Genomic DNA, 20,451 nt, shown 5'->3' on the forward strand with positions numbered 1-20,451 from the left:
GGAGTCATGAAATGGCGAGCAGCCGCCCCCTTACAAATGTCCAGCAGCGCGATATCGATTCGATCCTGCATCCCTATACCCCCCTCCATAAATTGCAGGATCAAGGACCGCTGGTGATGGGCCATGCCAAGGGGGTCTATATCTATGACACGCAGGGCAAGGAGTATATCGAGGGCATGGCGGGCCTGTGGTGCGCCGGTCTCGGCTTCGGCGACGAGGAAATGATCGATGCTGCGACCGAGCAGCTGCGCACCCTGCCCTATTACCACCTCTTCGGCGGCAAGGGCATGGAACCGGCGATCGAGCTTGCCGAAAAGCTCAAGGAAATCGCGCCCGTTCCGATCTCCAAGGTTTTCTATACCTCGTCGGGTTCCGAAGCCAATGACACGCAGGTCAAGCTCGCCTGGTATTACAACAACGCGCTGGGCCGCCCGAAGAAGAAAAAGATCATCTCGCGCGTCAAGGCCTATCACGGCGTGACCATCATGGCCGCGTCGCTGACCGGCCTGCCCTATAACCACAAGGGCTGGGATCTGCCGGTGGAAGGCATCCTGCACACCGACTGCCCGCATTACTACCGTTTCGGCCAGGCGGGCGAGAGCGAGGCGGAATTCGTGGCGCGTCTTGCCGATTCGCTGCGCGACATGATTGAACGCGAAGGCCCCGACACCATCGCCGCCTTCATCGCCGAGCCGGTGATGGGTGCAGGCGGCGTGCTGGTGCCGCCATCGGGCTATTTCGCCGCCATCGAGCCGATCCTGCGCGAGCACGACATCCTGATCATTGCCGACGAGGTCATCAACGGTTTTGGCCGCACCGGCCACTGGTGGGGCAGCCAGGCCGTCGGCATGACGCCGACCACCATCTCGGCGGCCAAGCAGCTGACATCGGCCTATGCACCGCTGGGCGCCGTGCTGGTTCCCGAAGACATCTACCAGGCCTATGTGGATCACAGCGCCCAGATCGGCACGTTCGGCCACGGCTTCACCTATGGCGGCCATCCCTTGGGCTGCGCGCTCGGGGTCAAGGCCATCGAGATCTATCAGCGCCGCAACATCGTCGACTATGTGCGCGGCCTGACGCCGACCTTCGAAGCACGCCTGAAGAAGGTCATCGATCATCCGCTGGTCGGCGAAGTGCGTAATTCCGGCCTGATGGGCGCGGTGGAACTGGTGGCCGACAAGGCAACCAAGCGCTCTTTCGATCCGGCGCACGGCGTCGGTGCACAGCTCGCCCGCTTCCTCGAAGGCCACGGCGCGGTGCTGCGGGCCATCGGCGATTCCATCGCCTTCTGCCCGCCGATGATCATCACGGAAGCCGAGCTGAACGAGCTCTTCAACCGCTTCGAGCTGGCATTGGCCGATACGGAGGCGCATGTTTCGACCGGTGGCCTGCGCGCGGCTTAGGATAACGATAAGAGGGTGCAGCCCTATGATTGCACCCTCACCCGCGTCTGACAAGTTACGTCTGCTGCGGTCTGCGTTGGTCCCTTCTCTACTTGCAAGACGCAAAGGCTGCGCCTTTCGGTTGCAGATTCAAGGCGTTTTCATTGAAGCTGATGGGCACATCCACAGTGCTCAGCTTTGAGCCCGCCCTGTCGATTTTCCAGCCGTCCATCCTGATCGCGAGATTTTCTACAGCTTTGCCGTCCTTATGAGGGACTTCAACAGTAATTTCCGTTGACTTATTCGGCAATATATTAAGGTAATTATCACTATAAAATGCCGGCAATATTCGCGCTCCGGTGCCTTTGTCAAATATCTGCAGGTGAACCATCAAGGCAATTGCATCGCTGATATTTTCTACCTTCACATTGAGTTTTGTTGCCGTCTTCCCCGTCTCCACAACTTTCGCCGAAATACCGAGCGATGCGGACTTCATTGTGTCCAGCACCTTGTAGTCATCATCGTCTCCGCTTTTCTTGCACCAATAGAAATTCTCGGACTGGAAGTTTCCATTTACGATAAGCCGAAGCGAAATAAAGCAAATGTCGGATGTGGAGGCCGAAATCTTCGAGCTGATATCGACAATACTGGCTGAAGATGCCGGTTTGATCTCAGGGACATTCTCGACAGTCCGGCTGACTTGTGTACCATCGAGATTGTGGATGGCGATCTCAACGCTTCCGCGCAGCGGATTTGCCGTATGATTGACAACAAAGATTTTTCGAGTGTTTGCATTCATCAAGACATGAACACGCCTGCACCCGTGTTGAACCGCAAAGAAGGATGAGTGCTGTTCAAGATCATGGCTATACATCTGCCAGACAAAACTTGGTTGCGCCGGGTTGGTCATCCACATGATGACGCCCGTTGATGTCGCAGGTGCTGTTGCTGTTATCGGGCCAAAATTGCCGGCGTGGGACTCGTAAATCGCCTTGATGCATTCATAATTCATCAACTGGGATTTGCGGACAAAATCGGCAAGATTGCTGATCTTGCCATAGCGATTTGCAGTGGCGTCAGTAATCGGTCCACCACCACCGTTCCCATTGGAATCTCTGTCCGCCCAATAGTCATCAGGGCATTCCCAGGACGCTTCCGGCAGCATCGACTGAACAAATTCCAGCGTGGGAATCGAATGAGAACCAATTTCATTGTGGAATGGGAGGGAGCTGACTTTGTTGAAGTGGGTTCCAGGCGCCACCCAATGGTAAGGCCCGCCAGACGCATATCCACCCAATGGAGGCTTTGCATAAGGTTCGCTCGTGTCTTCTTTGGAACTTGTCAGGCATTCGCGTTGAGGATCGAGCTCGGTGACCAACTTGTCCAAACCATCGACGATTGTTTGAGGTGACGGCTTTTTTTCATTGCCGCCGCACCAAAGCAGAATCGAAGGATGGTTGCGGAAATTGGTGATGACATCGCGAACATTGTCGAGATATCTGTCGGTATTTTTCGGAGTGCCTCCTTCCCCTGAGAAGAAGAAATCCTGCCAGACGAGAATACCATATTCATCGCAGGCATCATAAAAATCCTTGCTGGTACTTTGCCCGTTCCAGTTTCTGATCAGGTTGAGGTTGGCCTCCTTATGCAATCTGACCTGATTGAAAAGCCGCTCGCGGGGGATGCGCTTCAACGCTTCGTCCAATCCCCAATTGCCACCCATGATCAAAATGGGCACATTGTTGATGGCGATCCCCAGATCAGTACCGGAGCCTCGCTTGCGCGAATAGGTGATTTTGCGCACGCCAAACTTCAAACTGCGCCGGTCGGATATAATCTCGCCAATATGAAGCGTAAGGGATAGTTCATAAAGGTAAGGGTCGCCATAGCCGTTCGGCCACCACAGTTTGGGATTGCTTAACGCAAGTTCCGGCACGTTGTTTTTGGTTAGTTTAAAAGTCTTGGGCTCGCTCCCGGCGGGCAGTGAAACCGCATGGCTGAACGCGATGCCCGATATTGTACCTGTGAGAACACCGTTTTGCGCTACCCCCGATTTATTGCTCAAGGTGATATTGATTTCCAGGCTGGCGCTGGCGAGATCATCCGCGAGGGTTGCATTGACCTGGGTATTCACAATTCTGGTCGTGTCGGTAACGAAGCTGTAGACCGGTTGCCAGATCCCCAGGCACCGGTCGGGTATGGTGGGTAACCAGTCCCATCCGGCTGTGCAAAAAAATGTCGGCCCATTGTTCAGCGTTTGGCCGGACGGACCGCCATTGGTTCCTCCACGCGTGCGACCGCTGGAATAACTGGGTAGCAGCGGACGTTCCACATAGTCGAGCTGATGAATTCTCACAGCCAGAAATGTTTTCTGCCCCTGTACATTCTTGACAATGTCCGTGACATCGAAGTTTCCACGCTTGAAGGCACCTTCAATGCGGCCGACCTCCTGGCCATTCAACCATATGGTTGCCAGATAGTTTATGCCGCTGAAGCGCAGCCAGAACCGCTGTCCATCCTGCAAAGCCGGTACGTCGATTTCTGTACGGTACCAATAGTCCGTGTTATGCAGATCATCCGGGATCAGTTTGGTGACGATCTGACGATAGAGCGGGTCTGGATAAACACCATTATTGATCATGCTGGTCAAAACAGTGCCCGGAACAGTGGCCTTATCCATTTTAAATGCACCGGCTGAGGACAGGACTTCGCCGGTAAACTGAGGAGCTTCCTTAACACTGGTAAAAGTCCAGCCGCCTGCGATCTCGCGGATGGTTCCACTGGCGCAATACGGAAGCGCCTCGAGATCGGTCAAAGACGTTGTAGGTCCGACAGCAGACGCCGAACCAATAAAATTCAAGTGCTTTTCGGTGCTGTGAAATAGTCCGGTTCCAATAATTGCAGCACTTTGTAATAGAAATGATCTGCGGCTTGCAAAACTCATGAGAAGCCTCCCCTTTAAGTTATTTTGAGAATTTAAAAATCAAGCAATTAATCGAAGGTAATGAGGGCACTCGGTGGCATCCCGCCATTGGGCGTAACGCTGCTGACACAAATCAGCCCGGCATTGTTCTGGCCCTTCAGTTTCCTGATTGCCTCTTCCAGCACGGCGATGCGTTTGCTGAAGTCTTCGGCTGAAGATGCTCCGAGCTTTGCTTTGTCGACCGCATCCTTCAAGCCGTCGAGCTTTACTTGCAAATCCGCAAGCTTCCCTGCATCAGCCTTGCCGGTCTTCAGCAGATCGATGTCGGCAAGCAGCGGGGCGAGAGCCGCCGCTTCCAGCTTCAGCTTGATCGCATTGCCGTAGTCGTCTTTCAGTGCCGTAAACTGTTCCCGCAATGGTTTAAGCCTGTCCATGTCAGCCTGTATGCCCGCCGTTCGCCCATCCAGAGTTTTGAAATTGTCCGTCAGCGACTTGAGGCCGGCATCCAGCTTGTCGATGCGGGGCCCGAGCTCCGTCAACGCGGCAACAGAGATTTCTGTCTGGCCGACCCGGCTTTGCAAAAGTTCGATGGTGGACTTGAGTGCAGCCAGTGTCTCTTTCGAGGTCACTGCTTCCCCTTGCAGAATGACGGTGTTCGCCTGCAGGGTGTCCAAAGCGTCTTTAAGGCCCTTGATCGTTGCCTGGTCCACGCCGCCGTTCAGCGGGCTGATGTCTTCCGCAAAGGTGCCTTGCGCATCAGGCGTTGCCGGAGCCTTGTCATCCGCATTATTGCAACCCGCCAGCATAGCGCTGCCGACAAGTCCGGCGATGAGGACGCGTCTGAAAATCATTGGTTCCTCCCAAATGAATTTTGCTTTTAAATTTGTGCTTGAAATTAAGAGTTGAAAAATAGATGTCGCGTCTGAGGCGCGCGCGATTGCAACAACCGCGCTTTCAAACCGTGCTCCTCCCAAAGCGATTTGAAACGATTGAATACGGAGCCGGATTATTTCCTTAAGCCAATGGGTGTCAATTCGCTTTTAGTCAAAGACGTTAGGATGGCTTTGGCCTCCACGACTTGTGGGAGGTGTTGGAACATTTGACGGGAATCGGGTTTGATACTGTGAAGTGAGATGTATTAAAGCTGATTGCCAATACGTGGTGCGTGGTTCGTGCAGTCGTTTTCAGGTTGGAGACCAGTGTTGACCGAACCCCTCATCCGCAAGGCCACAAGCGCTGATCTCCCCGCCATTGTCGCGCTTCTGGCCGATGATCCGCTCGGCAGCCAGCGCGAGGTGATCTCCGATCCGGTCGATCCGCGTTATCGCTCGGCCTTTGCCGCCATCGACAGCGACCCGAACCAGCTTCTGGTCGTGGCGGCAGACGGAGGACTGGTTGTCGGCTGTGCCCAGATCACCTTCATCCCCGGATTATCACGCACCGGCATGTGGCGCGGGCAGATCGAAAGCGTGCGGATTGCCGAAGCGCACCGGCGCGGCGGGCTTGGCCGCCGCATGTTTGAATGGGCCATCGACGCCTGCCGCGAACGCCGGTGCGGGCTGGTGCAGCTTACCACCGACAAGACGCGGCCCGACGCGGCGCGTTTCTACGAAGCGCTGGGATTTGTCGCCAGCCATGAGGGCATGAAGCTCTCACTACACTGCTAGGCACAGGAAGCCGCGCGCTCCAAGAGGATTGTGCGCTCGCGGGCATTGCGCGTGAGATTTGCGGCCCGCTCGAACTCAGCCCGCGCTTCATCCGGCCGATTGAGTTTCAGCAGGAGGTCGCCGCGAATGCTTGGCAGGAGATGATAAGCCTGCAGGGACGGCTCGCCCGTCAGCAGGTCAATGAGGTCGAGCCCGGCTTGCGGACCGAAAGCCATGGAGAGCGCTACCGCCCGATTGAGCTCGACGACAGGCGATGGCATGAGCTTTGCCAGCCGCTCATAGAGCACGGCGATCCGGCCCCAGTCGGTTTCCTCGGCGGTTCGCGCCCGTGCATGGCAGGCGGCGATGGCCGCCTGCAGGCCATAGGGGCCGTAGACGGTGCCCAGCCTTTCGGCCCGCTCCAGCGCCGCCAACCCGCGCCGGATCAGCAGATGGTCCCAGTGCGCGCGGTTCTGGTCGAACAGCAGGACCGGTTCGCCCGACGGCCCGACCCGCGCGGCAAAGCGCGAGGCCTGAATTTCCATCAGGGCGATCAACCCATGCACCTCCGGTTCATCCGGCATCAGATCAGCAAGGATACGCCCGAGCCGCATGGCTTCCTGTGCCAGTTGCGGCCTGATCCAGTCATCTCCCGTGGTGGCCGAATAGCCCTCGTTGAAAATCAGATAGAGCACGGCAAGCACCGAGGCGAGACGCTCCGTGCGGTCCTTGCCGCGCGGCACCTCGAAGGGAATATTCGCCTCCGACAGCGTGCGCTTGGCCCGGACGATGCGCTGGGCAACGGTGGCTTCAGGTGTCAGGAAGGCGCGGGCGATCTCCTCCGTCGTCAGCCCGCCGATCATGCGCAGCGTCAGCGCCGTGCGCGCCTCGGCCGATAGCACGGGGTGGCAGGCGGTGAAGATGAGGCTGAGCATGTCGTCGCCGATATCGTCGTCCAGCGCCGTATCGAAATCCGGCATGGCGGCCTGTTCGATTTCCGCGTCATAGCCCAACTGCCCGTGCTTGCGCTTCAGCATCTTGGTGCGGCGGAAATGATCGATGGCCCGGCGTTTGCCGGTGACCATCAGCCATGCGGCGGGATTGCGCGGGATGCCCTCCGACGGCCAGTGGCGCAGTGCGGCGATCAGCGCCTCCTGCGCCAGTTCTTCGGCAAGCCCGACATCCCTGACAATGCGCGCAAGCCCGGCAATAATCCGGGCCTGCTCGATTTTCCACACGGTTTCGATGGCACGATGGGTTTCGGCGGCGGTCGTCATAAGGGCCGATCACATCACCTTCGAGGCCGTCGCGCAAGATCGCGACGCGCGGCTTACTTGTTCTGGCCGGCGCCCATGTCGCGAAAGCGGTCGATGGCTTCAAATTCGCCGAAATCTTCGAGTTCGAACATCTGCCGGATTTCGATCTCGCCGCCGTCCGGATGCGGGTTGGGAAACCGGTTGGCCCATTCAATCGCCTCCTCGCGCGTCTTCACCTGAATGATGGTATAGCCTGCCACCAGTTCCTTGGCTTCGGCGAACGGCCCGTCGATCACGGTCCGCTTGCCGCCGGAATACCGGATTTTCCAGCCCTTTGCGGTCGGTTGAAGGCCATTGGCGTCCAGCAGCGCCCCGGCCTTCGCCAGTTGCTCGTGATAATCGGCCATGGCGCTGAAGAGTTCCTCCGGCGGCATGACGCCGGCTTCCGAATCTTTCGTTGCCTTCACCAGAATCATGAATCGCATTGTCGTTTCTCCTTCGGTTCGGATGCCGGGCGGCCGGATAGTCCGGCCGTTGGTAAACCCTCGCTCCGATGACACGACGCGCGGGATTTACCGCTATCGACATATCGCCTGAATTTTTTCATGGGCGATTGCCGGATTCAGGACAGGGACAGGGGTGGGCCGGTGTAACGGGCGCGCGGGCGGATCAGCTGGTTCATCGACTGTTGTTCCAGAATATGCGCAATCCAGCCGACGGAGCGGGCAATGGCGAAGAGAATGACGGGTGCCGCCGGAGGCAAAGCAAAGCCATCGGTCATGGCGGCGAGCGCAAAATCAATATTGGGCTGCTCGCCGGTCAGCATCTCTGCCGTTTCGCGAATCTGCCGATAGATGGCGCCCGGTTCGAACTGTGCCAGCAGCGCCGCGGCGCGCCGGTCACCATGGGGATAAAGCGGGTGCCCGAAGGCCGGGATGGCCCTGCCCTGGGCCAGCAGTTCGCGTATCGCAAAGCCTGCGCCGGTGGCCTGTGCGGTCCGGACCAGCGCCTGCACGCTGAGATAGGCCTCGCCATGCAGCGGCCCGGTCAACGCGGCAAGACCGGCGAGCATGCCTGCCGACAGCGGCGCTCCGGTCGAGGCGGCGACGCGGGCCGCAAAGGTCGAGGCATTGAGCTCATGATCGGCCAGCAGAACCAGCGCCCGGCGGATGCAGTCTTCCGCCTCCGGCGCATTCCAGGCTTGGGCCAGTCGGATGTGAACGGCGTGATTGGCGGCGCTGCCGGTGCCAAGCATCGCCGCAACGACGTCCGCAAAGACACCGGATGCCTCGGCAACCAGCACCGCACGCGAGCGGCCATGGGCCGGCAGGTCCGTTGCGGCACGCCGGGCAAGGACAATCATGGCTGCCTCCAGCGGGCGGTCGGGCCTGGGCATATCATGGGCGGAAGGCGATGCGGTGATTTCCCCCGCTTCCCACAACAGCGCTGCAACCTGCTCGAGTGTCGACGTGGCGGCCAATGCGGACGCATCCCTGCCGCGATACCACAAGCGCCCGTCGGCAATGGTCGAGATGCTCGACGGCAGGACCGGATCGCCCCAACCGATCGCCTCGGCGGCGACATTGGCCACCGTGCGCCGCCCGGCCTTGCGTCCGGCGAGGCGTTTCACATCCTCGCTCTTGTAAAGGCTGCGGCGCGGGTCCTGCGGATCGGGCTTGGCCTGAATCCGCCCCCGGCTGACATTGGCGTAAAGGGTCTGCGGCTGGACGCCAAGGGCCGCCAGAGCCTGCGATGCCGTCAACCACGCCATGGAACCTCACATTGATCATTTACGTCAAGATTGACGTCAATCATAGCGCACCTCATCCTGTGGCGGAAACGAAAACTGGAGTTTGCCATGAAAAACGGTCTTGATGATGTTGTCGCCACGGAAACCACGCTGTCGGATGTTGACGGGCTTGGGGGCATATTGATCATTCGCGGCCGGTCGCTGGATGAATTGGCCGGCGTTGTCCCCTATGAGGAACTGCTGACGCTGCTGCTGTCGGATGCCTTTGACGAAAAGCTCGACACGGACGGACTGCGCACGCGCATCGGCCTGGCCCGTCAGGAGGTTTTCCGCACGATACCCGATGCTGCCGCGCCCTTGCTCGCACTGCCGGTCACCGATGCGGTGCGCGCACTGACCGCCCAATTTACTGATGGCGATGACCTTGCCACCGCCCTGCGCCTGATCGCGGCTCCCGCCGTGTTCACCCCGGCGGTCATCCGGCTGAAGAACGGCCAGACACCTGTCGCGCCCGACACCGCGCTCAGCCACGCCGCGGATATATTGCACATGCTGCACGGCCGAACCGTCACACCGCAGGAAGCCGCCGCACTCGATACCTATCTCGTGACGGTCAGTGACCACGGCATGAACGCCTCGACATTCGCGGCTCGGGTGGTGGCATCCACCCATGCGGGACTGGTGTCCTCCGTTCTGGCTGCATTCGGCGCGCTCAAGGGGCCGCTGCATGGCGGTGCACCGGGGCCGGTTCTCGACATGCTCGACGCCATCGGCACACCCGACAACGCCGAAACCTGGCTGGAAAAGGCACTGGACGACGGCGAGCGGCTGATGGGTTTCGGCCATCGCATCTACCGGGTGCGCGACCCACGCGCCGATGCACTGATGCAGGCGCTGCGGCGGCTGGCTGGAACGGGCAATCACGGTGCGGGCCGCTTCAAGCTGGCGGAGAGCGTCGAAGCGGCGGCCCTGCGCATCCTCGCCCGCCGCAAACCCGACCGCCCGCTCAAGACCAATGTGGAATTCTATACGGCACTGCTGCTGGAAACGCTTGGTTTTCCGAGGGACAGCTTTACCAGCGTCTTCGCCATGGGACGGGTCGGCGGCTGGATCGCCCATGCAAGAGAGCAGACCCAACATGGCCGGCTGATTCGCCCGCAATCGCGGTATATCGGACCGCGCCCGATCAAGGCCGCATAGGTTTTTCACAGTAATGGGATGGTGGAAACGGCCCGAAAGGGCCATCCACCATCACATGTGTGTGTTTAAAACCGGATATCCCAGACAATACTGCAATTACCCCAGTAATGTTCAACCTTAGATAGTATTTTTACTCACTAAAACGGGCTTTTGGTGGTATTCTATCGATGGACTCAAGTGCACCGTCTTTGGACATTCAAAAGGAGCAACTGGGATCATGACACAGCTTCTCAATCGCCTGTCTCTGGCACTCGCCATGACGCTCTCCACCACTCCCTCCGTGATGGCCGGCCCGCTGACCACCATGGATGATGTCGGCAAAGCGCTTCATGCCTGCTGGACTGCGCCGGAGGGTTCACAAAAATCCACCGTGACACTCCGTTTCAGCTTCAAGCGCGACGGCTCGCTGATCGGCCCGCCGCGAACGGCTGCCATCGATTTTCCCGGCAATGACGCGGAGGCGCGCAAATCATTCATCGATGCGGCCATTTCCGCCGTCAAGGATTGCACGCCGCTGACATTGTCACCGGAACTTGCCCAGGGCATTGGCGGCCAGGTTTTCACCATGCAGTTTGTTTCGCCTGACGCCTGCGGCGGTGATTGCAACCGGCAAGCCAGCGTGCGGCCAAACTGACCGGCAGCCATGGACAGCAAAAGGCGGCTCCGCGAGCCGCCTTTCCTGTTCTGGCAAAGCGTGCGCCGGTGCTACTGGCGATGAAGCTCCACCCGGCGGTTCTTGGCCCGTCCGGCTTCGTCGTCATTCGATGCGACAGGCGACTGCAAGCCCTCTCCCTTCGCCTTGAGACGGTTCGCCGAAACACTGTAGGTACTGACCAGATCGGCGACAACCGCATCGGCCCGCGCCTTCGACAACTGCATGTTGAAGTCAGCACCGCCAATATTGTCGGTATGGCCAACCACATCGAGTTTCTCGTTCGGCTGATCCTTCAGGAACTTGGCGATTTCATCAAGGCTCGGGCGCGACTCCGGCTTGATTGACGCCTTGTTGAAGTCGAAATGAATACCGTAGAGCAGAACCTTGCCCGCCGTATCGAGGCTCTTGCTGATCTGCGAGGCGGAAACCACGACCATCTGGTCGGTCAGGTTGCCGACCTGAAGCGAGTCGAGGCGGACATAGACCTGGCCCTTGACCGCATCGAATTCCGGCACATAGCCGTCCTCGAATTCGATGACATAGAGCGCGATGTAGGTTTTGACGCCGCCCTCTTCCTTGACGGCCGCCACATAACGCGCCTCGTCCGGGCTGTAGCCGAAAAGCTGGCCGCCGGGGCCCTTTTCGCCCAAGACGTTCTCCAGTTGATAGGTGTCGGCCTGCTTGGCCTGGAACAGGACCTTGTAGCCCGCCGATTGCAGATCGTTCAGGTAGTTGCGGAACACTTCGGCCGAGGAAGGTCCGGCAGGAACCGAATAGACATTCTGCGTCAGGCGGCCTTCCAGTGCTTCCTTGCTGGCAAAATCCGACTTGGCGGAGTCATCCTCGTTCTTGACCCACTTTCCGGTCGGCAGGGTATATTCCGCGAAGTTGCGCGCATCGCACAACATGATCGATGACCCTTCAAAGCGCTTGATACCTGGGAAATCCTTGCAGCCCGGCTTGTCTGCCGCATGGGCCGACGATGCGATGAAAACGGCCATGAACACAAGTGCCGCGAAGACTCCACTGCAGAGTTTCGATGTCATGAGTATCTCCAAAATGATGTGACGCTGTTGCACTGCCGGCCTGAAACCTTGGACCAGCCGTGCTACGGGATTGCTTTATAATAATACAAAAATCATTTTGCAATACACAAAACATATCCCGTTTTCACCATTGAATGATCAATCGCCAAACCAAATTTGCCGATTCTACAGACGTTGTGTCACAGTTTTAATACATGCGGGATGCTCGTCTTCCACCAGGAAAAATGTCTAAACAAATAGCAAAATACAAAAACAATAGTTCGAGGTTCTAGCGCAATGTACAGACAGCTCCGCTCCGGCCCCGCTGTGGGGCCGGACCAGAGTTGCGCAAGGGGCCTCAGGCTTTGGAAGCGGGTTTTTCCACATGGCCGCCAAACTCGCTGCGCATGGCCGACAGCACCTTGTTGGCGAAGTCGGCATTGCCGCGCGAGCTGAAACGCTCCTGCAGCGCCGCGCTGAGAACCGGCGTGGGTACGGCCTCGTCAATGGCGGCGATGGCCGTCCAACGCCCCTCGCCCGAATCCGAAACACGCCCCTGGAAATTCGACAGGGTCGGATCGTCGTTCAGGGCGTCGGCGGTCAAATCCAGCAGCCAGGAGCTGATCACGCTGCCGCGGCGCCACACCTCGGCGATCTGCGGCAGGTCGAAACTGTATTGATAATGCTCAGGATGCAGGAGTGGCGTGGTTTCCGCGTCCACCTCATGCGAGCGCAGGCCGATATCCGCATTGCGCAGGATGTTCAAGCCTTCCGCATAAGCCGCCATCAAACCATATTCGATGCCGTTATGGACCATCTTGACGAAGTGGCCCGCACCATTGGCACCGCAATGCAGATAACCGAGCGGCGCCGTGCTCTTGCCCGGCGCAGCCACGGCTGGCGCGGCGGGATCGTTGCCTCCCGGCGCCAGCGAGGCGAATACGGGCGAGAGATGCTCCACCACGTCCTTTTCGCCACCGATCATCAGGCAATAGCCGCGCTCCAGTCCGAAGACGCCGCCGCTGGTGCCGACATCGACATAGTGCAGGCCTTTTGTCTTCAGCTCGCCGCCGCGGCGGATATCGTCGTGATAATAGGAATTGCCGCCATCGATGAGGATATCGCCCGCCTCGAGCAGCGGCACGAGCTTGGCGAGAACGCTGTCGACAACGGCGGCGGGCAGCATCAGCCAGATGGCGCGCGGCTTGGCCAGAAGCGAGACGAACTCCTCCAGCACGACCGTTCCGGTCGCACCCTGTTTTTGCAGGTCCGCCATGCTTTCGGCACGGGTGTCGTGAACCACGAGGGCGTGACCACGCTTCATGAGGCGCTGCGCCATGTTGGCGCCCATGCGCCCTAACCCAATCATGCCAAGCTGCATTTCATTCTCCTTGGAGTGTTTGCAATCCGTCGGGGGAGCCCGCGGGCTCCTCATCGGGAGCAAGTTAGGCAGACAGGACCACGGACACAAGCAAGCGTTGCGTCATAAGCGCGTGATAGCAGCGGCCAGGGCATGGGCGAGTATCGGTTGGCAGAGCGAAATCTTTGATAAAGCATCAGAAAACGGTAAAATCGCCGATAATTTCCTGTATAGGTTCTGCAAGACGAAATGATACCTCAACCCGATGAAGGAGGGCCGATGATATCCGGATGGATCAGACTGATTGTAGCTTGGGCAACTGTGGGTGCCTTTCTTGTTTTCGGATATGGCTGGATGGCCGATCTGAGTTCGGTGATGAAAGCTTCGTTTCTGTTTGTCTGGCTGTTCGGCGTCATCATCTGGTCGGCCTTCGGCGTCGTGCATGAGGCGGAGGAACTGGCGGAACTGCTGGGCGAACCGCTCGGAACACTCATTCTCACCCTCTCCATCGTCATCATCGAAGTGGTGCTGATCAGCGCCGTGATGCTGAGTTCGGATGCACCGACACTCGGCCGCGACACGATGTTCGCGGTGCTGATGATCGTTTTGAACGGCGTGGTCGGCCTTGGCCTGCTCATCGGCGGGCTGCGTTACGGCCAGCAGGGCTACAATCTGCAGGGCGCGGCATCCTATCTCATCGTCATCATTCCGCTGACGGTCATCCCGCTGATCCTGCCGAACTTCACGGTTTCCACCAGCAACGGCTCGCTCACCGTGGTTCAATCGGTGTTCTTCTCGATTTTCACTATTGCCCTCTATGTGATTTTCCTCGTGCTGCAGACGGGACGACACCGCGACTTCTTCGTCTATCCCAAGGGAGATGAAGTGCCGCTGAAGGTGACGCCAGAAGCTGAAGCGCCCAAAGCGAAGCCTGCCGGGTCCATTGGCGGCCACACGCTGCTGCTGATCCTGAACATTCTGCCGATCGTGTTGCTGTCAAAGAGCCTGGCCTCGCTGCTCGACCATGGCATTGCCAGCTTCGGCGCGCCCACCGCACTCGGCGGTTTGCTCATCGCCGCCATCGTCTTCACGCCGGAAGCCATCACCGCGCTTCGCGCCGTTTCCGGCAATGAACTGCAGCGCGCGGTCAACCTGTGCCTGGGTGCGGCAACCTCGACCGTCGGCCTGACCGTGCCGGCCGTGCTTGCCATCAGCCTGTTCACCGGACAGACCGCCATTCTCGGCCTGTCATCCACCGAAATGACCCTGCTGGCGGTGACGCTGATCCTCAGCACCCTGACCTTTTCCGGCCTGCGCACGACGGTGCTCGAAGGCGCGGTGCATCTGATGATCTTCTTCGTCTATCTCGTGCTGATCTTCAGCCCCTGACCGGCGCAAGATCGAGGTGTTCGGCGACGAAATCGACGAACACCCGCAGCTTGGGCGAGAGATAGCGGCTCGACGGCCAGAGCACGCGGAACGTGCCGGAAAACGGGATGAAATCATCGAGAACGCTGACCAGCGTTCCAGCCCGCAGCTCGTCCATGATGGTGAAATCCGGCAGGCAGGCGATGCCAAGCCCCTCCTGTGCCATGTGGATCTGTGGCGCCGACGTGTTGCAGATGAGGGTCGCGGGCAGGTCGAGTTCCACATCCCTGCCATTGCGGGACAGTGGCCACGGCTGCAGCTTCCCGGTGGTCGGATAGCGATAAAACAGGCAATGATGCCGCGTCAGGTCCTCCGGCACTTCCGGTGTTCCCATACGCGCGAAATAGTCCGGTGATCCGACAAGGCGCTTGCGGAACGAGCCGAGCACCCGGGTCATCAGCCGCGAATCATTCGGCTCGCCGGTGCGCAGGACCGCGTCGAAACCGTCCTCGATCACATCGACCAGCCGGTCGGAGCAATCGATATCCAGTTCGATGTCGGGATAGGCGCGCATGAAGGCGGAAAGCACCGGCATCATCAACCGGTCCGCAATCGGCATACTGACACGCAACCTGCCGCGCGGCGCCTCATTGGCCTGCGACAATTCCAGTTCGGCCGCCTCGATCTCGCAGAAAATGCGGCGGCACCGCTCCAGAAACAGCGAGCCTTCGGGCGTCAGCGTGATGCTGCGGGTGCTGCGGTGAAAAAGCCGGGCACCAAGCCGCTCCTCCAGCCGCGCAATGGATTTGCCGATGGCAGAGGGGGAAACGCCGAGGTGGCGGCCAGCGGCAACGAAACTGCGGTATTCGGCGGCCTGCACGAAGGCATTCCACGAGCCCAGATTATCCATCGACACCACCTCTTCATTGCCGACAAAAATGTCGCTTGTGAAAGGAACTATAGCCTGTTTTTCCGTTTTGCGAAGATGACTAGGTTCGGTTTCCCATCGCAGGTGTGAAGCTTTGCCCTGTAAAGGCATCGCCTCTCCGCCTGCCCAACCCCTTACTTATTGACCAGGCAAAGACATGACATCGATCACAACATCGCTGGACGAGGCTCCTCCCGCCTCCTCCTTCCGGCTGCCGCTCAGCGGCCTGCTTGCCCTTGCAGCAGCCGGTTTCATCACAGTCCTCACCGAAGCGCTGCCGGCGGGCCTGCTGCCCCAGATGGGCGCCAGTCTGGCGGTGCCCGAATCGCTGGTGGGCCAGCTCGTCACCATCTACGCTCTCGGCTCCCTCATCGCCGCTATCCCGCTGACCGCAGCCACACGCGGATGGCGGCGCAAGCCACTGCTGCTCAGCGCCATCGGCGGATTTGCCATCGTCAACACGATCACGGCGGTTTCCACCAGCTACACGCTCACGCTCGGCGCCCGGTTCTTTGCCGGTGTTTTCGCCGGATTGCTCTGGGCGCTGGTTGCCGGTTATGCCGGGCGCATGGTGCCCGACCACATGAAAGGCAAGGCCATGGCCGTCGCCATGCTTGGCGCGCCCGTCGCGCTGTCCCTCGGCGTGCCAGCCGGGACATTTCTGGGCGCGTTTGTCGGCTGGCAGTACACATTCGGCATCATGAGCGGGCTGACGGTGCTGCTGGTCGGCTGGACCATCTGGAAATTGCCGGATTTTCCCGGCCAGGAAGCGGGCAGGCAATTGCCGATCTCCGGTGTCTTCGCCATTCCGGGCGTCAAGGCGGTGCTGTTTGTCACGCTGACCTATGTGGTGGCCCATAACGTGCTCTATACCTACATCGCGCCGTTTCTGGTTCCCGCCGGGCTCGCCGGAAGCATCGACAAGGTGCTGTTCGTCTTTGGCCTGTCCGCCATTCTCGGCACCTGGATGATCGGCCTGATGATCGACCGCTGGCTGCGCGAACTGACGCTGATCTGCATCGCGGCCTTTGCCGTGGCGGCCGTGCTCCTTGCCATCTGGTCCGCCAACAGCACGATGGTCTATCTCAGCTTCGCCATCTGGGGTGTGACCTATGGCGGCGTGCCGACCCTGTTCCAGACCGCATCGGCCAAAACGGCGGGCGATGCGGCGGATGTCGCGCAATCGATGATCGTTACCGTCTGGAACATCGGCATTGCCGGCGGCGGCATCATCGGCGGCTTCCTCCTGGAAACAACCGGCGTCACCTCGTTCTCATGGGTGCTTCTGGTACTGCTCGCCCTGGCCTTCATCGCCGCCGTCCGGGCACGAAGCCACGGCTTTCCGGCTGCAGTAACAGCGACATAAATGCGATTGTGAGAAATCAAAACCGGCGGCGGTATTTCGCTGCCGGTTTGATCAGACCCCGGAGCGCACCGGCTGGGCGGAAACCGTCACGTCCTGCAGGCGCACGAAGCGAAAACCCTTTTGCTGCAGGGCCAAAACACCTTTGGCAACACCGGCACCGGCCACCCGGCCAGGCTGGTTGATATGGGCAATGATGACATCGCCATCCTTGGCAGCGGCAATGCGCTTTTCCACCAGCCCGGCCATCAGCGAAGCACCCATATCGGCATTGAGCGAATAACCGGCCACCCGGTAGCCCATCTCATGGATGATGCGGATACCGTTTTCGCTGTAGCGGGCGGTCGCATCGCGGTACCAGACCGGCTTGGCGACGGAGGCCTTCAGCATGGCATCGACACCGCCCTGGATTTCACCGCGGATGGCCGCTTCCGAGCCTGCGGTCTTCAACCCGAACATGGTGGGCTGGTTGTCGATGGCCGGGATGTGGTTGAAACCGTGATTTTCCAGCTCAAACAGGTCGGGATGCGCCTTCATGACCGCAAGCGCCTCGGCGTTGTGTCGCATCCAGCGGGCGGTGACGAAGATCGTTGCCGGGATGCGGTTTTCCACCAGCGTGTTGAGAATGCGCAGGTCCGTCTGCCCCGAACAGGCATCCAGCGTCAGCGCCACCTGCGGCGCCGCGGCGCCGCCCTTGGCAATATAAAGCTTCGGCTCGACGAATGGCGCCGGATGATCCCCGGCGGTTGCGATCCCCGCAGGCGTGAGGAGAAGAAGAGCAGCGATGATGGCGGAAGCTGAGCGCACGGTGTTTACCAATCTTGAGAATTGCCCGCAGATACACGCGCAGATCACGTCCAAAATGCGGCACCGGCCCTGCCAACAGGGCCAAGGCGCTATTTTTGCTTGGCCGAGGCCTGTGCCGCCGCCAGGCGCGCGATCGGTACGCGGAACGGCGAGCAGGAGACATAGTCAAGGCCGGTTTCTTCGCAGAAGTGAATGGAAGCCGGATCGCCACCATGTTCACCGCAGATGCCAAGCTTGATGTCCGGGCGGGTTGCCTTGCCCTTTTCCACGGCAATGCGCACCAGTTCACCGACGCCGTCCACATCGATGGAGACGAACGGGTCCTGCTGGATGATACCCTTCATCTGATAGGTCATCAGGAAGGCGGACGCATCGTCGCGCGAAATACCGAAGGTTGTCTGGGTCAGATCGTTGGTGCCGAAGGAGAAGAATTCCGCCACCTCGGCAATCGAATGCGCGCGTACCGCAGCGCGCGGCAGTTCGATCATCGTGCCGACGAGGTAGTTGATCCTGATATCCGCTTCCTTCATCACGTCGGCGGCGACCGCATCGATGCGGGCCTTGACGAAATCAAGTTCGGCACGCAGGCCAACCAGCGGCACCATGATTTCCGGCTCGACCGGAGCTCCGGTGACTTCCGCCGCCTGCACGGCGGCTTCGAAAATCGCCCGCACCTGCATTTCGGCAATTTCCGGATAGGAAATGGCGAGGCGGCAGCCGCGATGGCCGAGCATCGGGTTGAATTCATGCAGGCTGTCGGTGCGCTCGCGCAGCTTCTCCGGGCTGACATTCATGACAGCAGCAACTTCCGCGATTTCCTCTTCCGTCTTCGGCAGGAATTCGTGCAGCGGCGGGTCAAGCAACCGGATCGTCACGGGAAGGCCGTTCATGATTTCGAACAGCTCCTTGAAATCGGCGCGCTGCATCGGCAACAGCTTGTCCAGCGCGGCGCGGCGGCCCTTCTCGCTGTCAGCCAGGATCATTTCGCGCATGGCGATGATGCGCTCACCGTCAAAGAACATATGCTCGGTGCGGCAAAGACCGATGCCCTCGGCCCCGAACGAGCGCGCCATGCGTGCATCATTCGGCGTTTCGGCATTGGCGCGCACCTTCATGCGGCGCGTCGTGTCGGCCCATTCCATGATCTTGGCGAAATCGCCGGAGAATTCCGGCTGCAGCATGGGAACGGCGCCCTTGAGCACCTGGCCGATACCGCCATCAATGGTGATGATGTCGCCCTTCTTCAAAAGCACCCCGGCGGCCAGCAGGGTTTCATTGCGGTAATCGACGCGCAGGGAACCCGCACCGGAGACGCAGGGCTTGCCCATGCCGCGCGCCACAACGGCAGCGTGGCTGGTCATGCCGCCGCGGGTGGTCAGGATGGCCTCAGCGGCATGCATGCCGTGAATGTCTTCCGGGCTGGTTTCGATGCGCACGAGGATGGCCTTGCGGCCTTCCGACTTCAGCTGTTCGGCATCTTCCGACGAGAACACGATCTCGCCCGTTGCCGCGCCCGGCGATGCCGGAAGCCCGCTGCCGATGACATTGCGCTTGGCCGAAGGATCGATCGTGGGATGCAGCAGTTGATCGAGCGAAGCCGGATCAATGCGCAGAACCGCTTCTTCCCGTGTGATCAGCCCCTCATTCGCCATTTCGACGGCGATTTTCAGGGCAGCCTTGGCGGTGCGTTTGCCGGACCGCGTCTGCAGCATCCACAGCTTGCCGTCCTCGATGGTGAATTCGAGATCCTGCATGTCGGTGTAGTGCTTTTCCAGTCGGTCTGACACGGCGCAGAATTCGGCAAAGGCGGCAGGCATCAGCTTTTCCAGCGACGGCTTGTCGGAACCTGCGGCAATGCGCGCGTCTTCCGTGATGTTCTGCGGCGTCCTGATGCCCGCAACCACGTCTTCGCCCTGGGCATTGACGAGAAACTCGCCATAGAGCTTCTTTTCACCGGTCGACGGATTGCGCGTGAAGGCAACGCCCGTTGCCGAACGCTCGCCCATATTGCCGAACACCATGGCCTGGATATTGACAGCCGTGCCCCAGCTTTCCGGAATGTTGTGCAGGCGGCGATAGGTGATGGCGCGCGTGTTCATCCAGCTGGAGAAAACAGCGCCGATCGCACCCCAAAGCTGCTTTTCCGGGTCCTGCGGGAATGGCTCTTCCAGCTCTTCCTCGATCTTGGCCTTGTAAAGGTCGATGATGCCCTTCCAGTCGTCGGCCGAGAGCGCCGTATCGATCTCGACACCGAGATTGGCCTTGGTATCCTCAAGGATTTCCTCGAAGACCGAATGGTCGAGCCCCATGACCACGTCGGAATACATCTGGATGAAACGGCGGTAGCTGTCATAGGCAAAGCGCGGATCGCCGGATTCGCGGGCGATGGCTTCCACGGTCTGATCATTGAGGCCGAGATTGAGCACGGTGTCCATCATGCCCGGCATGGAAGCGCGGGAGCCGGAACGCACGGACACCAGCAGCGGCTTGGATGGGTCGCCGAAATCGCGGCCCGTCACCGCAGCGATATGGCCAAGCGCCTTCTTGACGTCAGCTTCGAGCGCATCGGGATAACGATGGCCATTCTCATAGAACCAGCTGCAGACCTCGGACGTGATGGTAAATCCGGGAGGGACCGGCAGCCCGAGCGCGCACATCTCGGCCAGATTGGCCCCCTTGCCGCCCAGAAGGTTGCGATCGCCGGCTGAGCCTTCCGCCTTGCCGTCACCGAATGTGTAAACCCACTTCACCATTGCAGCCTCCCATGCCGCCGTCCGTGCGCCGC

The 20,451-nt window shown here is 59.7% G+C and carries 16 protein-coding genes; 6 read left to right on the top strand and 10 right to left on the bottom strand.

Going from position 1 to position 20,451, the window contains the following annotated elements; all coding sequences use genetic code 11:
• The first annotated feature begins 11 nt into the window (after window positions 1-11).
• Window positions 12-1,406: an aminotransferase gene (locus tag J1W56_RS02000; RefSeq protein WP_223611499.1), complete on the top strand. Its 1,395-nt coding sequence runs from the start codon at window positions 12-14 to the stop codon at window positions 1,404-1,406.
• A gap of 88 nt (window positions 1,407-1,494) precedes the next feature.
• Here the strand turns inward: J1W56_RS02000 and J1W56_RS02005 are convergent, their stop codons facing one another.
• Together J1W56_RS02005 and J1W56_RS02010 are read right to left on the bottom strand one after the other, a co-directional pair.
• Window positions 1,495-4,329 (bottom strand): glycosyl hydrolase 2 galactose-binding domain-containing protein, encoded by a 2,835-nt coding sequence (locus J1W56_RS02005; protein WP_223611500.1) that lies wholly within the window; start codon window positions 4,327-4,329, stop codon window positions 1,495-1,497.
• A gap of 47 nt (window positions 4,330-4,376) precedes the next feature.
• Entirely contained in the window at window positions 4,377-5,159 is a 783-nt protein-coding gene (locus J1W56_RS02010; protein WP_223611501.1) for a hypothetical protein, read from the bottom strand.
• Window positions 5,160-5,510: 351 nt separating this feature from the next.
• Between J1W56_RS02010 and J1W56_RS02015 the strand changes: the two genes are divergently transcribed.
• A complete protein-coding gene (locus J1W56_RS02015; RefSeq protein WP_223611502.1) occupies window positions 5,511-5,975 on the top strand; it encodes a GNAT family N-acetyltransferase in 465 nt (154 codons plus the stop codon).
• Here J1W56_RS02015 and J1W56_RS02020 read toward each other — a convergent pair.
• The 3 genes from J1W56_RS02020 to J1W56_RS02030 all read right to left on the bottom strand — a co-directional run bounded on the left by J1W56_RS02020 (window position 5,972) and on the right by J1W56_RS02030 (window position 8,981).
• Window positions 5,972-7,231, bottom strand: coding sequence for an RNA polymerase sigma factor (locus J1W56_RS02020; protein ID WP_223611503.1), 1,260 nt, complete (start codon window positions 7,229-7,231; stop codon window positions 5,972-5,974). The genes J1W56_RS02015 and J1W56_RS02020 overlap by 4 nt on opposite strands.
• A gap of 53 nt (window positions 7,232-7,284) precedes the next feature.
• Window positions 7,285-7,695 (bottom strand): YciI family protein, encoded by a 411-nt coding sequence (locus J1W56_RS02025; protein WP_223611504.1) that lies wholly within the window; start codon window positions 7,693-7,695, stop codon window positions 7,285-7,287.
• Between the two features lie 137 nt (window positions 7,696-7,832).
• Complete coding sequence (locus J1W56_RS02030; protein ID WP_223611505.1) at window positions 7,833-8,981, bottom strand: citrate synthase; 1,149 nt, start codon at window positions 8,979-8,981, stop codon at window positions 7,833-7,835.
• 87 nt (window positions 8,982-9,068) lie between these two features.
• On the opposite strand from J1W56_RS02030, the gene J1W56_RS02035 reads away from it, so the two are divergent.
• On the top strand, window positions 9,069-10,160 hold the full coding sequence (locus J1W56_RS02035) for a citrate synthase/methylcitrate synthase (protein WP_223611506.1): 1,092 nt from the start codon (window positions 9,069-9,071) through the stop codon (window positions 10,158-10,160).
• 217 nt (window positions 10,161-10,377) lie between these two features.
• On the top strand, window positions 10,378-10,794 hold the full coding sequence (locus tag J1W56_RS02040; protein ID WP_223611507.1) for a hypothetical protein: 417 nt from the start codon (window positions 10,378-10,380) through the stop codon (window positions 10,792-10,794).
• Window positions 10,795-10,865: 71 nt separating this feature from the next.
• On the opposite strand, the gene J1W56_RS02045 is transcribed toward J1W56_RS02040, so the two are convergent.
• Both J1W56_RS02045 and gnd read right to left on the bottom strand, forming a co-directional pair.
• Window positions 10,866-11,861 carry an OmpA family protein gene (locus J1W56_RS02045; RefSeq protein ID WP_223611508.1) on the bottom strand — a complete coding sequence of 332 codons (996 nt, stop codon included), beginning with the start codon at window positions 11,859-11,861 and terminating at the stop codon, window positions 10,866-10,868.
• Between the two features lie 337 nt (window positions 11,862-12,198).
• Window positions 12,199-13,221, bottom strand: coding sequence for a phosphogluconate dehydrogenase (NAD(+)-dependent, decarboxylating) (gnd, locus tag J1W56_RS02050; RefSeq protein WP_223611509.1), 1,023 nt, complete (start codon window positions 13,219-13,221; stop codon window positions 12,199-12,201).
• A gap of 261 nt (window positions 13,222-13,482) precedes the next feature.
• On the opposite strand from gnd, the gene J1W56_RS02055 reads away from it, so the two are divergent.
• The gene (locus J1W56_RS02055; RefSeq protein ID WP_374042737.1) at window positions 13,483-14,589 is read left to right on the top strand and encodes a calcium:proton antiporter; all 1,107 of its coding nucleotides are present in this window, start codon (window positions 13,483-13,485) and stop codon (window positions 14,587-14,589) included.
• Here J1W56_RS02055 and J1W56_RS02060 read toward each other — a convergent pair.
• Complete coding sequence (locus tag J1W56_RS02060; protein ID WP_223611511.1) at window positions 14,579-15,478, bottom strand: LysR family transcriptional regulator; 900 nt, start codon at window positions 15,476-15,478, stop codon at window positions 14,579-14,581. The two genes, J1W56_RS02055 and J1W56_RS02060, sit on opposite strands and share 11 nt — an antisense overlap.
• A gap of 175 nt (window positions 15,479-15,653) precedes the next feature.
• Here J1W56_RS02060 and J1W56_RS02065 point away from each other — a divergent pair, with 175 nt between their 5' ends.
• Window positions 15,654-16,862, top strand: coding sequence for an MFS transporter (locus J1W56_RS02065; protein ID WP_223611512.1), 1,209 nt, complete (start codon window positions 15,654-15,656; stop codon window positions 16,860-16,862).
• A 51-nt stretch (window positions 16,863-16,913) separates the two neighbouring features.
• On the opposite strand, the gene J1W56_RS02070 is transcribed toward J1W56_RS02065, so the two are convergent.
• A complete protein-coding gene (locus J1W56_RS02070; protein WP_404927782.1) occupies window positions 16,914-17,666 on the bottom strand; it encodes a polysaccharide deacetylase family protein in 753 nt (250 codons plus the stop codon).
• A gap of 89 nt (window positions 17,667-17,755) precedes the next feature.
• On the bottom strand, window positions 17,756-20,419 hold the full coding sequence (gene ppdK / locus J1W56_RS02075) for a pyruvate, phosphate dikinase (protein WP_223611513.1): 2,664 nt from the start codon (window positions 20,417-20,419) through the stop codon (window positions 17,756-17,758).
• Between the last annotated feature and the right edge of the window lie 32 nt (window positions 20,420-20,451).

It is taken from the genome of Phyllobacterium calauticae (assembly GCF_019991125.1).
Taxonomy (GTDB): domain Bacteria; phylum Pseudomonadota; class Alphaproteobacteria; order Rhizobiales; family Rhizobiaceae; genus Phyllobacterium; species Phyllobacterium calauticae.

Bases quoted from the DNA above. Each gene is read 5' to 3' on its own strand.
- gnd (WP_223611509.1), bottom strand. From the start codon at position 13,221: ATGCAGCTTGGCATGATTGGGTTAGGGCGCATGGGCGCCAACATGGCG.
- J1W56_RS02045 (WP_223611508.1), bottom strand. From the start codon at position 11,861: ATGACATCGAAACTCTGCAGTGGAGTCTTCGCGGCACTTGTGTTCATG.
- ppdK (WP_223611513.1), bottom strand. From the start codon at position 20,419: ATGGTGAAGTGGGTTTACACATTCGGTGACGGCAAGGCGGAAGGCTCA.
- J1W56_RS02030 (WP_223611505.1), bottom strand. From the start codon at position 8,981: ATGGCGTGGTTGACGGCATCGCAGGCTCTGGCGGCCCTTGGCGTCCAG.
- J1W56_RS02005 (WP_223611500.1), bottom strand. From the start codon at position 4,329: ATGAGTTTTGCAAGCCGCAGATCATTTCTATTACAAAGTGCTGCAATT.
- J1W56_RS02065 (WP_223611512.1), top strand. From the start codon at position 15,654: ATGACATCGATCACAACATCGCTGGACGAGGCTCCTCCCGCCTCCTCC.
- J1W56_RS02040 (WP_223611507.1), top strand. From the start codon at position 10,378: ATGACACAGCTTCTCAATCGCCTGTCTCTGGCACTCGCCATGACGCTC.
- J1W56_RS02000 (WP_223611499.1), top strand. From the start codon at position 12: ATGGCGAGCAGCCGCCCCCTTACAAATGTCCAGCAGCGCGATATCGAT.
- J1W56_RS02060 (WP_223611511.1), bottom strand. From the start codon at position 15,478: ATGGATAATCTGGGCTCGTGGAATGCCTTCGTGCAGGCCGCCGAATAC.
- J1W56_RS02010 (WP_223611501.1), bottom strand. From the start codon at position 5,159: ATGATTTTCAGACGCGTCCTCATCGCCGGACTTGTCGGCAGCGCTATG.
- J1W56_RS02020 (WP_223611503.1), bottom strand. From the start codon at position 7,231: ATGACGACCGCCGCCGAAACCCATCGTGCCATCGAAACCGTGTGGAAA.
- J1W56_RS02035 (WP_223611506.1), top strand. From the start codon at position 9,069: ATGAAAAACGGTCTTGATGATGTTGTCGCCACGGAAACCACGCTGTCG.
- J1W56_RS02025 (WP_223611504.1), bottom strand. From the start codon at position 7,695: ATGCGATTCATGATTCTGGTGAAGGCAACGAAAGATTCGGAAGCCGGC.